The sequence below is a fragment of the Formosa sp. Hel1_31_208 genome (assembly GCF_900104785.1).
Taxonomy (GTDB): Bacteria; Bacteroidota; Bacteroidia; order Flavobacteriales; family Flavobacteriaceae; genus Psychroserpens.
The window spans coordinates 2,226,024-2,242,855 of the sequence record NZ_LT629733.1 but is presented as its reverse complement, the minus strand read 5'-3'; the positions used below and the strand labels follow the sequence as shown (position 1 = coordinate 2,242,855).

Sequence of the window (16,832 nt, the reverse complement as noted above, 5' to 3'; positions counted from 1 at the left end):
TAAGTCCGTCAGTTAATGAAGACGAACCCTTATACTTCACACACATTTGAGAACATTTGGACTCAGCATTACTGCAAAGGAAAGACGGTTCATTCTTTTGAGTTTTTTCAGAATATTAAGTTTTCTAAAACGAAGAAGTGGCCTATTTATGTCAATTTAGGAAAAAACTTTACCAATGGCATGAACTATAGTGTAGATGCCAAGAAAAGAGATTTCAAAGGTAAAGTGGCATTAATCTATGATGTGCCAAGTTTTTATGATATTAATTTCCCAGAACACCATCAAATTAAACTAAAAAAAGTAAAACAATATGATGGGTTTTATGGAGATTTAAGTGGGTTCAATACAATTGATGATGTAATTTTAGCAAATTTCAGTTCATCAAAGAGCAGATACAATTTTAGACGGAGTTTAAAACAACTTCATGAAACCGCAGATCTTCAATGGACGGTTTACTATGGGTCGATTGAGAAAGAGACCTATCATCGCGAAATGGCCGTTTTTAAATCGTTGCTAAATAAGCGTTTTGATGACAAGAATGTCTTTAATACAGTCTTACCAATGTGGGCCTTTTTCAAAGATCTTATTTATGAAATGATTATTGAAAAGCGGGTTGTTATGAATGTTTTATATAACGGAACAGAGCCAATCGCCATGTCAATTAATTTTGTGAGTGAAGATTCAATTTCGGTGGCTATACGAACCTTTGATATTGATTATAATAAATTGAATATTGGCAATATAGAAATCTATAAACTCATAGAATGGTGCTTAGCTAATGATATTAAAATTATAGATTTTTCAAAAGGTGAAAACTACTATAAAAAACGATGGACAGATACGCAATACCATTACGATTTTCACATTATATATGATTCAAAATCTCTTGTATCGCGCCTATTAGGCAATATATTGGTTCGTTTTTTTAAGTTTAAACAATATTTAAGAGATAAAAATGTGAACTCCTTGTATGTGAAACTTAAACACTTTAAAAAACGCTTATTGCGCCAAAGCTAGCCCACATAAAAAGGGGTCTAATTTTAGAATCTTGTTTGTGCTGTAATTTACCTTCCAAAGACTTTAGAATACCACTTCTTTTTAGACCTTGGGTTATTCCCATACCCGTAGCCATAACCTTTCTTTTTAATGGTACCATTTAAAAGTAACGCCATATTAGGTAATCGTTTTTCATCGTAAAGCGTTTGAGCAATATGCAATTCGCGTTTGTCAATACTATTCACACTCACAACATAAATAAACATATCTGCATGATCACTAATAAGTAGTGTATCGGTAACTAAACCCACGGCAGCAGTATCTACAACAATATAATCATACGTTTTTTTAGCCTCTTCAAAAAGCGCATTGACGCGATTACTCATCAATAATTCTGCAGGATTTGGCGGAATAGCTCCTGAAGGAATTACATCTAAAAACGCATTGTCTTTAACCTTTTTAGTCACATCATGTATACTTAAGGACTTGTCTGAAATAAAGTCGGTTAATCCTTTATCTGCCTTTATGTTTAAATAATCATTGACTCTTGGAACTCTAATATCTGTTTCTAACAGCAGTACTTTCTTTTCAGAAAAAGAGAAAGATTGAGCAAGGTTCGTTGATGTATGAGATTTCCCTTCTTGAGCCGTCGTAGAGGTAACAAATAACGTTTTACAATTACTACTATGATCTTGAAGAATGAAGTTAATATTCGCTCTAATAATTCGAAATGCTTCCGCTTTAGGAGAATAATCAACTTTTTGAATCATCAGTTTCTTCTTACTCGATAAAGGAATGTCTCCTAAAAATGGAATATCTAAAACTTTAGCTAAATCCTTTCTGTTTTCAATATTCGTGTTTAATATGTCTTTTAAATAAATAAACCCAACAGGTACTAACAAACCAAGTATAATAGAAGCCAAATACACAATTGTCGGTTTCGGATCTACGGGATTAACATCAACATATGCATTGTCAATAATCTTTGCATTAGGTGAAGACATGCCTTGTGATATGGCCGTTTCTTCTCGTTTTTGCAATAAATATAAATACAGGGATTCTTTAATATCTTGTTGACGCTTAACGTCTCTAAACTGTCTGGCCTTTCCTGGAGCTGAATAGATTTGAGAACTTATTCTGGCATCTTCTTTATTAAGTGAGTTTAATGTAATTTCATTTGCAGATTTAATATTATCTAAACTTTGATTCAAATTTTGTTTTAAGGCATTAATTTGCTCATTTAAATTGATAACCGTAGGGTTCTTTTCAGTAGAGTTCTTTAAAATACGATCACGCTGAAGCACAAGTTCATTATGACTTTTTGTGATTTGCATTACAGAATTATCAGCAATTCCAACATCTGCTGGTAAAAGATCACTGTCAGAATCACTGTCTTTTAAATGATCTTTCATATAATCAATTAACTGAATTTGATTTGACGTCGTAATAATTTTAACATCATTAGCCTTTTCACTTTGCAAAAATATATCTGCCTGCGAGGCTAAAGCAGTTAACCTATTGTTTTTTTGAAGGTTTTCTGCTGTAAAGTCTACTTGTTCTAATTCATTAGAAACTACGTTAAGTCGGTTATTTATAAAATCTGAAGTCGCAGTTACAATTTTTTCTTTATCTTCAATTACATCATTATTGTATTTTTCAACAAGCTTATCTAATATTAATGCTGCTTTATACTTAATGTTCTCGTTTAAAATTATTTTAATAATATTAGATCCTTTTTCATTTGTGGTCAGAAGCTTCTTTTGGTAGCGCTCAACAACTTGATCAATATTAGATAATTCAATTTTTAAACTAGTACCAGTTTGAATTTTATATTTCCCAACATTTGGAGTAATAATAAAATCCCCAAAGCCTGAAGATATGCGATCTCCAAAATCATATTGTTTTGCGTTAGAGCTTTCAATATTTAAAAGTTCATTTCCTTCTTCATTTGATAATGTGAATTTATTAGGAGATTTAACCTTTAAGTAAAATGTAGTATCTACGTTATTAATGATAGAGTCACTTGCAAAGAAGTTAAGCACAACAGGTGGGTTTTTATAGACTTCCTGCTCTTTAATTTTTCCTTTCACATAGTATTTTATATTTAGCTTTAGGTCTTCAACAACTTGACGAACGAGTGTTCTTGATTTAATAATTTCAATCTCATCGGTTATATTACTGAAATCAGAAGAAAACATCCCATAGTTTTGTATGGCTGAAATTTCAGGCAGTTGTTGCGATTGCTTTTCACTATTTATCTTTATGATGGCCGTAGCTTCATATTGATAGTTGGCATATCTCAGGTACACAAAAGCAATACCTAGGGCTATGAGTAAACATGCTAAAATCAACTTCCATTTTGAAACAAATAAATCAACTTTGTCTCTAAATTCGTTCTGTATACTATTGGTTATATTGGTATTCATGAATTTTTATATTGGTATTGGGTAAGCGAGGCTTAATTAGCGTACAACAAAAATGGCAACAATGGTTGCTAATGTGCCAATGGCAGAAATTAATACTCCTGTGTTCGGGTTGTACGATGAGGTTTTAATTCTTGCATTATTTGGTTCCACATAGATAACGTCATTTTGAGACAAATAATAAACAGAAGAGTTTACCACATTTATAGATGTCAAATCAAATTTGGCAAATTTCTTTTTTCCGTCTACTTCTCGAATTAAAAAGACATTATCTCTTTTTCCATATATCGTTAAATCTCCGGCTAATCCAAGAGCTTCTGATAAAGAAATTCGTTCATCTTGTATGGTATAGGTTCCTGGATTATTAACTTCTCCCAAAACGGTAACCGTAAAGTTAATGAGTCTAATATTTACGATAGCATCTGTTACATATTCTCTTAGCTTTCCTTTTAACATTTCAGTCACTTGGGCTCTTGTAAGTCCACCGACCTTGATAGTACCAAGAACAGGGAATTCAATATTACCCTTAGGATCTACCAAATAGGTCTGTCTTAAAAGGTTTCCGTTGGCATTTAAATTATTGTTCCCGTTGTTATTGTTGGCATAAGATACAGGTGATAAATTAAAAGGCATTACAGCAGCAGGCTCAATAGAAGACACATCAATAGTGAGTATATCATTAGTTTTATACGTTAATTCAAACATATTATCTAATTGACGATTTTCTTTTAAGGGTTCGTCTTGAAAATAGACAATTTCTTTCCTAGAGCCACAAGATGAGGCTATTATTAGAATGAAAATAGATAAAAGTTTGATTGAATATTTTAAGTTAGAATGTGTATTCATTGTTTTTTATTTAAATGCAATTATTATTTTTTCGAATCTAATACTTCGTACTTAGAATTATTAGATATGTATTCTGGGATGATTTCCTTGATGAGTGAAACAATTTCAAGACTTTGGGATTTCGAATTTACAGTACATAAATTAGAAATCTTATTACTAATGCTCAGCACATCAATGTCTTTTGTTTTAGCAATCATAATTTTTTCATGATAGGTCGCTCTAGTGTTTTCACCATCGGCAAGCAGTTCCTCATAAATTTTTTCACCTGGACGTAATCCACAAATTGTGATATCGATATCTTCAGGATAGCGCAACCCAGAAAGAATAATCATGTTTTTAGCGAGATCAAATATTTTCACAGATTCGCCCATATCAAACACAAATATCTCACCGCCATTACCCATAGTTGCCGCTTCTAAAACAAGCTGACAGGCTTCGGAAATTGTCATGAAATAACGCGTAATCTCTTTGTGTGTGACCGTAAGTGGTCCACCAGCATCAATTTGTTTTTTAAACAGCGGAATGACTGATCCGTTAGAGCCTAATACATTTCCAAAGCGCGTAGTGATAAATTTTGTTTGTCCTTTGCCTTGTAAACAGGTCACGTACAATTCGGCAATACGCTTGGTTGCACCCATAACATTTGTAGGGTTAACAGCTTTATCTGTAGAAATTAAAACAAATTTATTGACCCCATGCTTCACTGATAAACTCGCCATATGTCGCGTGCCGTTTATATTCACGCTTACTGCTTCATACGGATTGTTTTCCATTAGAGGCACGTGTTTATAGGCAGCAGCATGAAAAAGTATCTTGGGTTTATGCGTTTCAAAGAGCTGTTCCATGCGTTTAAAATCTCTAACATCACCAACAATAGCGATAAAATTCTTAACCCCATTTTGAATAAACTCTTGCTGTAAATCGTATAAAGGTGATTCGGCACTATCTAAAAGAATGAGCTTTTTGTAATTGTAATTGGTCGCTTTTCGCGCTATTTCACTTCCTATTGAGCCAGCAGCTCCCGTAATAAGGATAATTTGATTTTCGTATTCATCCATTAACGCCGGATTACTAATCGAAATAGGATCACGCCCAAGAAGGTCTTCAATATTCACCTCTTTAATTTGACCCACACTCAAATCACCATCAATCCAATGCTGGATAGGAGGAACTATTTTTACGGTTAGCCCCAATTCAAATAGAAAACCAGAAACTTGTAAAAGTCTAGCAGACTCAATGTTTTGAATGGATATAACCACTTCCTCGATGTTGTTTTTTTCAACAAATTTTTTCGAGAGCTTATCTAAACTATAAACCGAAAGGGTATTTATTTTTTTACCTATTTTACTGTCATTGTCATCAATAAAACCAACAACAACGTGACTGTTTTTAGGATCATTAGAAATAGCATCATACGTAATCATTCCAGAGCTTCCAGCACCAAATATTAACGTTCGCTTCTGCGTTTCAAAATCTTGCATCAACTTGTTGTACATTGATTTTATAAATAGCTTAAAGCCAACAAGGAAGAGGATATTAAGTAATAAATGAATGTAGATAATGGATCCTGAAATATTAAAGATACCATCATAATGGAAGCGTCTACTAAAAAAGGTAGTGATGATAAGAATTGTGGCGAGAATATTAACCCCAATTATAATATTGATAACATCTTTAAACCCTGTAAAACGTACCACACCTTTGTATGAGCCTACCATTAAAAAACTGATAAGTCCAGCGAGAAACACAAAAGGAATCTGCTTAAACATGGTCACAAAATCAAAATCTAATATAAAATTAAACCTGATTACATAAGCCGCAATAAAGGTAAATGCTACGATACTTAAATCGAAAAGCATGACCATCCATTTGGAGGCATATTTGTGCGATATGTCTTGTAATAGCCGCTTAATCATACTCTAAAATACGTTTTTATTGCAGATGTCACTCTATTTAATTCATTTTCAGTTAAGTTAGAACCACTTGGTAAACACAGTCCATTCTGAAATAAAGTATCAGAAACACCATTAACATATTTTGGTGCATCTTTAAAAATGGGCTGTTGGTGCATGGGTTTCCAAAGTGGTCTTGACTCTATATTCGAGCCGTCTAGAGCAGTTCTTATACCTTCTCTAATACCTTCCGAAGGTGTAAGTACACAAGTGAGCCACCTATTTGAATAATAGCCATTAGGCTCATCAACAAAGGTTAATTCTTCTATGTCTTTAAAAGCCGCTTTATAATGCTCGTAATTTTGTCGTCTCGCGGCAACACGATCATCCAAAACCTCCATTTGTCCGCGGCCAATACCAGCTAGGACATTTGACATTCTATAATTATAGCCAATAGATTCATGCAAGTATTCTACAGCTTTTTCTCTAGCTTGTGTAGCAAGAAAGATAGCTTTTTCTTTTATATCAGCCCGTTTAGATACTAAAGCACCACCTCCAGAGGTGGTAATAATCTTATTACCATTAAATGAAAGTGTAGCGATATCTCCAAACGTACCACATTTCTTAGCGTGATATGAGCTTCCTAAAGCTTCAGCACTATCTTCTAATACAGGAATATCATAAGCTTTAGCGATGCCATGAATAGCGTCTGCATTATAAGGCATACCATATAAGTGGACAGGGATAATGGCTTTGGGTTTCTTTCCTTTTTGAATACGGTCTTTAATAGCGATTTCAAGTTGTTCCGGACACATATTCCAGCTGTCACTTTCACTATCTACAAAAACAGGAGTAGCCCCTAAATAAACAATTGGATTTGCCGATGCTGAAAAGGTTTTACTCTGACATATGACTTCATCGCCATGACAAACATTTAATAGAATAAGACCTAAATGAATTGCAGCTGTCCCAGAACTGAGGGCAGCAACGTGACTATCGTGTTGTAGATAGTTTTTAATATCGTTTTCAAACCCACTAACATGAGGACCCATTGGAGCAATCCAATTGGTCTCGAAAGCATTGTTTACATAAGATTGTTCTTTTCCACTCATATGCGGAGATGACAACCATATTTTTGATTCCATAATCAACGTGTTTCGTCAGTTTATTACTAGTCAATTGTCTTGATTAGCGAAGGATTTGGGTTAGATGTTAAAATGTAACAACCCTAAAACTTTTGGGATTATCTATTAAAAAACCTGTCTAAATATGCGTTAATACCGCACCACCAACCAAATAAACACGATAAAAAACAGTTTTTCACGTTGACTTATAAAGGTTTGTATGACCATAAAAATAATTTAGTTAATAACCGTTTTTATTTTATTTGTAAGACCTGTCATCGTCTCACTTTGAAAGCCATAGCTTTTGTTGAGATCCCGGTAGGTTTTAAAAATAGTTTCTAAATTGTTGAAATTCTCATCCATTTGAGCACCAAAATTATGAGGATGCCACCATAGATGAAACATTTCATTCCTTTTTGCGGCGCGTGTCATAGCCTTTGTTATACGACGAATTTTAAGGGGTTCTAAAAACTTTAGTTTGTTACTAAATGCCCTCAGCATGCGGCTAGAAGGTAAATTATAGATAGTTCGACCTTTGTTAATATTCTCAACCTTGTAGGTATTAGAACCTGTAATATTTACATAAGTATCTAAAAGCCTTAAGAGTTTAAAAACATACCAACCGTGATATGATTTTGTGGTGTGAATATTATAAATATATGCTTTTTCTTTCCCGCGAAATGATGTGATGCTATGCTTTTCACAAACATCTAAATACGGTTTGTCAATGGCTTTGTTTGCTTCAATCATATTACGAGGAAATACAATACTTTTAATAGTAATGCCTTGAGTTTTTGCTATTGCTTTAGCGGCTTTAATATCGGCATCAAACTGCTCTGCGGTTTGACCATGCTCATGACAATAAAAATGACAGAAGGTGTGTGTGCCTAGTTCATGATTACCATTGTCTTTGATTTTTCGAATCCCAGATAAGGCATAATGAAACGGATCATCGGCTTCGCTATTGCCAATATTAGGAACAATAGGATACGGACTAAATTTTTCATTGAGATATGAGGGTTTCTGTTCTGGGAAATGGGATATCAAATCTTGCTTGTTTTCAGCAAATAACATTCCAACAGTGGAGAAGGTGAGTTTCACACCATATTGATCACTTAATGCTAGAAGCCGGTCAACAACTTTTCCAACATTTGAGAGGTTTTCTTTATAGTCTTCAACAGTTTTTTTGTCAAAAACTCCCCAATGAATCTCATAATCTAATGATATAACGAAGTGTCCGTTCACGATTTAGGTGCTTTTATTTTTAATATAGGATATTAGACAGTGATGGTTTATCGTTTTTGTCTTTTACCGTTGTCGTCATAGTAATGACAAACACAGTTTTTACCATAAAGGCCAAGACTGTGTAAACTTCTTTTAACCCGTTCTACAGATTTCATTCTAAAATGATCAACTGCAGTATGCCCAAAGTTATTTGAGCTTATAGAGATGTCGATACCGTAAACACAATGCCACCAATTTTTAGGAATAAATAATGTTCTGCCCGGTTCTAAGACGGTGTATTTCACATGGGCATCTTTAAATACCTTATGCTTTGCCTCGTCAAACTCTTCCATAGATACAGCACAGAGCTTTGATCCGGGTTCGTATTTATCGCTTAAAGGCATTTTTGCATTGTCTTTTGGTGATACTAAAAACACAAGTTTTTTGCCGTATACTTGGGCTAAAATATTATCATTAAGTCTATCGGTATGCCAACCTGTTATGGTGCCAGGAGAACCAATCCAAAATGATGTGGAGTTGTATTTTTTAAAATCTGAAATCAATGAAAAGTCTACATCATCCATGACTTCTGGAAAAAGCTTTTGTATGGACAGGTTTGACAAGTAGGCGTCTGAATTGTTTGTCTGAGAGTCTTTTATTTCTTGAATATAACTTAAAAAATTACCAAATTCCCAGGCTGTATCGCCTTGTCTGATATTTCCTTTAGAAATATAGGCTTGCTTGTCCTTACCAATAGTCTCAAAATAATCTAAATTCCATTTTTTCATCGCAGGCCAATCATCAATCATCTTAGTCATGACAATTGGGGTGTTGTTTTTAGTATAGGTATTATGAAAATCTTTATGTGAAATTGTTTCTATAGTTTCAATTTCTTCTAAAGGATGGTTTAAGATGTCTTGTACGTAGGATATAATTGTATTGTGCATGACTAAATTTTGTTCTAAATTAAACTTTAATAAAACATACAAAACCACATTATCAATAATTTAGATAATAGGTATTGTTTTTTAGTTAAAGTACTTTGTTAACGACTTTACTTTTAATTTGTGGGGATTTAATTCTAGAATTTTAAAAACTTAATTGAATAGCTTTTGATGTGCCTTTTATGATTATCACATTCGTTTTCAGGTTTTTAAAAACGCTTATATTGCTATAATGTTCTGGATTAGAAAACAAAAAACTATTCACATGTTTTGTCAAATAACGATATTCCTCGTCTTTATTAGTAATGATGTCAAAGTCTTCAGATGGCTTAAATTCTGAAAGCGTTTCAATCTTCAATTGACTAAGGCTTTTTTGTGACTGTTTGGCACCCTTAAATTTAAATATAATTTTCCGATATATATGATTGATATTGTTTTTTCTTAGATACGATTTGAAATTAAATGTGGCGGCAATGGTATTGGCAATTACTGTAGCTATAATCGAAGATTTATCATATAATAAATGGTAATTAAAATCGTACTGAGTATTACTCCATATCTCCTTGTAATCAAAATATCCTTTTGAAAAGTCTGAAAAGGAGTAGTCGTGCTCATAGCACCAATCTAATAGTTTTAGTACAGAGAGCTTCCCGATACTAAACTTATAGTAATCGGTATCAAATACAGTGATTGCTTTAAATAAAGTGCCTTCACCGTGGTAATTAAGATTTATCCCAATGGGAATACCTTCGTTGTAGATGACTAAAAACGATGCTTGTTTTGAACGTATTAAAGGTAAAATCAAATCTTTGTAAAACTGCCATTTATTGCTATGCAGATGGTGATAATCGGTGTTTTTTTCTTCAAATCTAGCACTTAATAAACGATAAAAATGATTAAAAATAAACTCGTATTTCTCATCGCTCACCTCCCCAAAAACGAATTCGTCTGTAATATCAAAACACGTTTCAAGGCGCTTGATATGAGACCATCTAATGTAGCGCTTGTTCTTTTTTTTGAATTGTTCTTTCCGATAATCTTCGGCAGTAGCAAAATTAGTCAAGTCCATCAAATACCCTTTATATTGATAGATTTTTTTGAGTCCTAGGTTTTTACTGACCAGAGCCGTATGTTCATTCACATTGAAATAATCGGGAACATCATATATTAAAAATGCTTTTCCCTTGAAATCATTTTGTTGCGCTACTAGATTGTAATAGATACCTTTAGTAAGATTCTTGCCTATATTAATGTATAAAGGCAAGAAAGCTCTTTTGTAGAACGCGACATTTTGAATAAAATCAAAGGTGTAAGAAGGTTTTGAATGATTAAAATGCTTAAGCCAAACAGAATTAAAAATCTCAGATGTAAACGGATTGTTTTTCATTGAATGCGTTCGGCAGTACTTTTAAAAATGAAGCTCAAAATTAAGCGTAATCTTATTAACAAACAAGATATAGAAGTAATTTATCTGGTGATAATTCGCAGCATACGATCGCACTTAGAAAATTGAATTCCAGATTGATAATTATTAAATTGATCGACATTATGTTGCCCTTTCAACCATTCAATATAAATAGCCGCTGTATTAATTCCTGCTTCATGTGAAAAGGGGTAACCGCCTCCAAATCTTGGATTTAACTCTAATACGTAAAGTTGATCGTTTGCTATAAACACATCACAATCTAGACTCCCAATATGTTTTAAATGTGATGCAATGGTTTTACCAATAGCTTCAAAACGTTCATCAATAACCGAGATGGCTTTATCAGTTTCACCAGATCGCATATTTAGTTTCTCCCGTACAAAGGTGCCGTAATAATGCCCTTCAAAATCGTTAAGTATATCCATTCCAAACTCTTTACCATTTAGTTTTTCTTGAATAAGAATGGCGTTGTCAATATCATGTGAACTTGCCGTTTTTAAGATAGATTTTTTAAGCCTAAGATGTTGCAATTGAAATGCAAGCTTTAGTTCATCTTCCGTTTCTGGAAAATCTATGCCAATAGACGCGCTACCCCAACGTGGTTTTACGACTAAAGGATAACTAAGTTTTCCATCGCTGATGGCCTTCAAAACAGGTGCTATACTTGTATAGGTTTGTGGTGTTTGCAGTCCAATTTGGTTAAGAAAATTAAAGGTTTGAACTTTGTCAAACGCAATATCAATTACCTTTTCATTGGAGATAATAACCTTAGCACCTGTAGTTTCTAGTTCTGCTTTATGAGCAGAAAGAATAGGCAGCTCTAAATCATTCAAGGAAATCACTGCAGTAATACGATGTTCAACGATAATTTTTTTTAGCTCATCTATATAATTCTTGTGGTAAATAGGAGGGACGAGAATACTCAAATCGGCATCTACCATGGCCGGAGCGGTAAGACTCATATCGGCAGCCACTATTTTTCCCTCACCTTTTAAGGCGTCTTTAAAATAATTAATCAGATAATTGCGACGTCCGGCGCAAGTAAAAAGTATATTAATTGCCATGGCTTGTGTTTTCATTAGTTTGTGTCCCTGTAAAATCGGGTACAATATCGTTATCTACACTATAAATACCATCTTTTTTAAACACCTTATACACGGTTTTAAACAGTATTTTTAAATCTAAAAAGAATGACATGTGTTTTACATACCACACATCAAATTCAAATTTTTGTTCCCACGAAATGGCATTTCTACCATTAACTTGAGCCCATCCCGTTATGCCAGGTTTGATATCATGACGTTGTTTTTGAATAGCATTATATCGTGGCAAATAGCGTATTAATAAAGGTCTGGGACCAATAAGACTCATGTCACCTTTAATGACATTGAGTAGTTGTGGGATTTCATCTAAGGAGTATTTACGAACAAAAACACCTACTTTCGTTAATCGTTCTGAAGGCTCTAACAGCAGGCCATTCGCATCAGTGTTGTCATTCATAGTCTTAAACTTAATGATTTTAAAAATGCGCTCGTTTTTACCCGGACGCGCCTGATAAAAAAAAGCTTTGCCCTTATTCGTAATCATTAATACAAACCAAGTCGTTGCAAAGATTGGAAAAAGTAATAAAAAGCCTATAGATGCCGCGAGGACATCAAAACATGGTTTTATAATGTGTTTATAAACAGACATTAGTCTAAACTTTTATAAAATTTCAGAATTTCATTCCAAACAAACTGTTGCTCATAACGTTCTAAAATACGAGACCGTGTGTGTTGTATCATGCTGTTCCTCTTTTCAGGATGATCAATCATGTACTGCATAGCACGCTCCAAAGCTAATTCATTTTTTACAGGAATGATTAATCCGTTTACATTGTTTTCAATCACCTCATTACAGCCATTTATATCAGAAACGATGCAAGGCAGTTCCATACAGCTACATTGTAACACCACATTTGGAAACCCTTCACGATAACTAGGAAAAGTGAGCACATGTGATATAGCCACATAAGGCCTAATATCTTTTTGAACGCCTACAGCCAAAATAGCAGGATTAGCTTCAATTAATTGTTCCGTTTCGGGTAAGAGCGGATCCAAATGATTTTCTCTCGGACCGACTAATAGTAATTTACAATGCTGCTGTTGTTGTGACAAGCGATTAAAAGCATGAACTAATTCATTGAGACCCTTGTCTTTTACAATTCTTCCAATGAATATAAAAACAGTATCCGTATCAGTAATACCCAGCACGTGCTTTAATTGTGTTTGTTGTTCTTCGGAAACATGAGCGGCATCATAATGGGCAGAATCAATGCCATTTGAGCTTCCATTTCCAATAACAAAGAGTTTATCACGATTGGTATACTTATGATCTATGATAATCTGCTCAAGACCGAAGGAATTTGGCAAAATTTTAGTCGCACAGCTATAGGTGAATTTTTCTACCCAATCTAAGAGAGTTCGTTTTAAGCCAGAAGTTTCAAGAAGGGGTAAACCAGCTATGGTATGCAAACGATGTGGAACCTTAGCAAGTTTGGCGGCTAACATGCCAAGTGTTCCAGCTTTTGGCGTATGCGTATGCACAATAAAAGGCTTTTCGGTTTTAAAAAACCGATACAGTTTGTATGTCGCCTTCAAATCTTTGAAAGGTGTAATAGAGCGTGTCATCTCTATAACGTGCGTCTTAATACCTTCATTTTGTCTCACTTCAGCCAATGCCTCTCCATCACCTGATACACCAATCACTTCAAAATATGAACTCATAAAACGGGATTGACCTCTTAGTAATGTTCTAAGTGATGAAGGTACCGTGGTTATGCGTATCAGTTTTTTCAAAATAGGTATTGCTTGATGCTACAAAAGTGAGGAATTATTTAGTTTAAATAGGTATTTGAATACCATTTTTGAAAGCAGAAAAATGTCCATACTTTAAATGAATTGTCCTGCTTTCCAGACAAGTGAGCTTCAACAAGTGTTTTAATGTCAGTAGTATTAAAGATATGCTGACGTTCTAAGAAAGCACTGTCAATATATGATATTAATTCTTTTTTTAAATGACCACGTAACCAATCACCCACAGGGACTCCAAAGCCTTGTTTCGACTTTTCGAGAAATCCTTTTGGGAAATTAGTTTTAAATGCTTCCTTTAAAATATGTTTTTTACTCCAATTATGAAGTAAATAGTCTTCGGGCAAGGTTAACGAAAATTCATACAACTCACGATTTAAAAATGGAGACCGACACTCTAAGGAGTTAAGCATGCTGGTTCGGTCTACTTTAACAAGCATATCACCTTCAAGACTCACATGCTTGTCAATACGTCTAAAATCGTTTAATGTTTTAGGGTTTTCAATGCCAGAAACAGATTTAAAATAATCAAACATGGAATGGTCTTGATAGTCCTGATTTAAAAATGAATTGATGTCCTCTGAACTAAAGGCGAGAGAGATGATATCCCAATAATAACCATCACTATAGTCTATCGCTTTTATCAGTTTGTTTAATTTGTATTTAAAACCTCTGCTATCATCTTTACGACTTAAGAGTTTAGATGACCAAGTATTGATGATGCCATGCACACTTTTAGGTATGATATTGGTATACTTTGTATTGAGTTTTCCGATGTAATATTTGTTATAACCACCAAACATTTCGTCTCCGCCATCTCCTGTTAATGCTACCTTTACATGAGATTTTGTTTGATTTGAGAGCAAATAGGTTGGGAGCGAGGAATCATCTGCAAAAGGCTCGTCGAAATTATTTAGGATGCTATCAATGTCGTGTTTGAGGTCATTTTCACTGATAATATATTCATGATGATTACTGTTAATAAGCTTAGCGATTACTTGAGACTTATCGGTTTCGTCGAATGATTTCTTCTCAAAACCAATAGAAAAGGTATCAATCTTTGCATCTGTCATATAAGCTAAGCAGTAGGACACAATTGAAGAATCAACGCCGCCAGACAAGAATGTTCCCAATGGAACATCTGATATAGATCTGCTCTCGACACTTTTGTAAACCATATCATGCACTTGTTTTTTAGCGGCATTAAAACTTAACGAAGAGGGTTCCTTTTTAGGGTCGTCGTGAATAGTATCTATAGAAAAGGTATTCTTGACTACATCAAAGGTCATAAAATTATTAGGCTCCAATTTAGAAATACCCTCGTAAATGGTATAAGGCGCAGGGATATAGGTTAATCTAAAAAATAAATTAAGCCCTTTTTTATCTATTTGAGGCTTATGGTCTATGACGTTTATAATTGATTTTAACTCTGAAGCCCAATAAAACGCATCATTTTGATGGTAGTAGTATAGTGGCTTTTCACCAAAATAATCTCTAGCGATAAAGACTTTATTTAAGTTTTGATCATGAATGCTTAAGCCGTACATCCCATCAAGCACTTTAAATGCATCTGTTCCTTTTTGCTGGTATAATTTAATAATTACCTCGGTATCACTTGTGGTTTGAAAGGTGACACCTTCGGAAATAAGCTGGGCTTTAAGAACTTTGAAGTTGTAAATTTCTCCATTAAATACGATGGAAATTTTCTTATCTTCAGAATACATCGGTTGATGACCAGAATGCAAATCAATAATAGACAAGCGTCTCATTCCCATAGCCACTGAACTACTCTCAGAGGTATTGATATAAGTCCCATGATCATCTGGGCCACGATGAATGATAAGATCATTCATCATAGTCAGTTTGTTTTTTAGTTGCTGTTCGTCAGCTTGTGATGTTGTAATAATTCCGTTAATTCCACACATATCATTAATTCATTAACAAGTCTCTAACCTGATTATAGATTTTGTACATGTTATAAGATTTAGCTCTTTCAAAAGCTAACTTACTATATTTTTGACGCTCATCTGGATGATCTGAATAATACTGAATAGCTTTAGATAATCCTAAAGCATCATTGACATTAACCAAAATTCCATATTTAGCTTTAAAGAAGGTTCCCATTATGATCTCAATGGGTTCATTATCATTCAGCATCTCTAGAGGTCCAGAAAGACAATTTGTTGAAATGACAGGCAAACCTACAGATAACGCTTCTAATAATACATTAGGAAACCCTTCTGTATTGGAAGACAAAATAAAGCAATCATACTGAATGAGACGGTCTTTTATATCACTTACTTTACCGGGCTGATGAAAATAAGGTTCTAAATGTAACGCCTTGGCTTGCGATGTCAATGTATCACTCAATTGCCCTATTCCAAAGATGGTCAAATCAAAAGCGCCAATATCTAATAAGCCTATAGCTTCAAGTATCAATTTTTGGTTTTTAGCACTATACATTCTGCCCGTACTAACCAATTTTAATGGTGCTATTTGACTTTTAACATTAGAATGAACTTTTAATGTATCATCCGTATCAATGGGATTATAAATGACGTTCATCGGAATTTTAACTCCAAAATTAGATTTTAAATCTGCGTTGATATGTTCAGAATTAGAAAACAAGGCATCGTTTTTATTATAAAAAATGGGGAAAACTAATGTCGCCAATTTGAGTTGCATTCCCTGATACATGAGTGACGGATAACAGCGCTCACTAATCACCGTTCGCACATTTTTTAAACTCATATGAATGAGACTATTTATAATGTTAGGAATAGGTAACAGTGCGAATGATATGTCTATCTGTTCGGTTTGAATGAATTTTCGATATTTAAAAAATAAAGAGGCAAAATTTTTAATCTTGAACAGATAGGACTTTTTCTTTTTGGTATTAGGCTTTAAAATGATAAGATTGACTTCTTTGGGTATCTCATAGTCCACATAGTTATAAAAAATAACTAAAGTCACCTCAAAATCAGCAATGAGTTCGGGTAGGAGCAAACTTATAAATCGTTCTGTACCGCCTGTACCGTAATCTATGGTTAATATACTGAGTTTTGGTTTTTGCGACATTTTTTTACCCTTCTATAGAATAGATTTCTT

The 16,832-nt window shown here is 33.9% G+C and carries 13 protein-coding genes; 1 reads left to right on the top strand and 12 read right to left on the bottom strand.

Going from position 1 to position 16,832, the window contains the following annotated elements; translation table 11 throughout:
• Window positions 1-15 precede the first annotated feature (15 nt).
• Entirely contained in the window at window positions 16-1,017 is a 1,002-nt protein-coding gene (locus BLT57_RS10085) for a GNAT family N-acetyltransferase (RefSeq protein WP_091425403.1), read from the top strand.
• A 47-nt stretch (window positions 1,018-1,064) separates the two neighbouring features.
• Here BLT57_RS10085 and BLT57_RS10080 read toward each other — a convergent pair whose 3' ends face one another.
• From BLT57_RS10080 to BLT57_RS10025, 12 genes are all read right to left on the bottom strand, one after another.
• Window positions 1,065-3,422, bottom strand: coding sequence for a polysaccharide biosynthesis tyrosine autokinase (locus tag BLT57_RS10080; protein ID WP_091425401.1), 2,358 nt, complete (start codon window positions 3,420-3,422; stop codon window positions 1,065-1,067).
• A 36-nt stretch (window positions 3,423-3,458) separates the two neighbouring features.
• A complete protein-coding gene (locus BLT57_RS10075; RefSeq protein ID WP_091425400.1) occupies window positions 3,459-4,265 on the bottom strand; it encodes a polysaccharide biosynthesis/export family protein in 807 nt (268 codons plus the stop codon).
• Between the two features lie 23 nt (window positions 4,266-4,288).
• Window positions 4,289-6,181 (bottom strand): nucleoside-diphosphate sugar epimerase/dehydratase, encoded by a 1,893-nt coding sequence (locus tag BLT57_RS10070; protein WP_091425398.1) that lies wholly within the window; start codon window positions 6,179-6,181, stop codon window positions 4,289-4,291.
• Window positions 6,178-7,302 carry a DegT/DnrJ/EryC1/StrS aminotransferase family protein gene (locus BLT57_RS10065; RefSeq protein WP_091425397.1) on the bottom strand — a complete coding sequence of 375 codons (1,125 nt, stop codon included), beginning with the start codon at window positions 7,300-7,302 and terminating at the stop codon, window positions 6,178-6,180. The genes BLT57_RS10070 and BLT57_RS10065 overlap by 4 nt, the downstream gene beginning before the upstream one ends.
• Before the next feature lie 216 nt (window positions 7,303-7,518).
• On the bottom strand, window positions 7,519-8,526 hold the full coding sequence (locus tag BLT57_RS10060; RefSeq protein WP_091425396.1) for a polysaccharide deacetylase family protein: 1,008 nt from the start codon (window positions 8,524-8,526) through the stop codon (window positions 7,519-7,521).
• Between the two features lie 47 nt (window positions 8,527-8,573).
• Complete coding sequence (locus BLT57_RS10055; protein WP_091425394.1) at window positions 8,574-9,452, bottom strand: cupin-like domain-containing protein; 879 nt, start codon at window positions 9,450-9,452, stop codon at window positions 8,574-8,576.
• A 142-nt stretch (window positions 9,453-9,594) separates the two neighbouring features.
• Window positions 9,595-10,836 carry a GNAT family N-acetyltransferase gene (locus tag BLT57_RS10050; protein ID WP_091425393.1) on the bottom strand — a complete coding sequence of 414 codons (1,242 nt, stop codon included), beginning with the start codon at window positions 10,834-10,836 and terminating at the stop codon, window positions 9,595-9,597.
• Window positions 10,837-10,916: 80 nt separating this feature from the next.
• Entirely contained in the window at window positions 10,917-11,939 is a 1,023-nt protein-coding gene (locus BLT57_RS10045; protein ID WP_091426745.1) for an ATP-grasp domain-containing protein, read from the bottom strand.
• A complete protein-coding gene (locus BLT57_RS10040) occupies window positions 11,929-12,567 on the bottom strand; it encodes a sugar transferase (RefSeq protein WP_091425391.1) in 639 nt (212 codons plus the stop codon). Before BLT57_RS10040 ends, BLT57_RS10045 begins: the two co-directional genes overlap by 11 nt.
• On the bottom strand, window positions 12,567-13,712 hold the full coding sequence (locus tag BLT57_RS10035; protein ID WP_231928679.1) for a glycosyltransferase family 4 protein: 1,146 nt from the start codon (window positions 13,710-13,712) through the stop codon (window positions 12,567-12,569). The genes BLT57_RS10040 and BLT57_RS10035 overlap by 1 nt, the downstream gene beginning before the upstream one ends.
• Window positions 13,713-13,750: 38 nt before the next feature.
• Complete coding sequence (gene asnB / locus BLT57_RS10030; protein ID WP_091425388.1) at window positions 13,751-15,649, bottom strand: asparagine synthase (glutamine-hydrolyzing); 1,899 nt, start codon at window positions 15,647-15,649, stop codon at window positions 13,751-13,753.
• A gap of 4 nt (window positions 15,650-15,653) precedes the next feature.
• On the bottom strand, window positions 15,654-16,802 hold the full coding sequence (locus BLT57_RS10025; RefSeq protein WP_091425386.1) for a glycosyltransferase: 1,149 nt from the start codon (window positions 16,800-16,802) through the stop codon (window positions 15,654-15,656).
• Window positions 16,803-16,832: the final 30 nt, after the last annotated feature.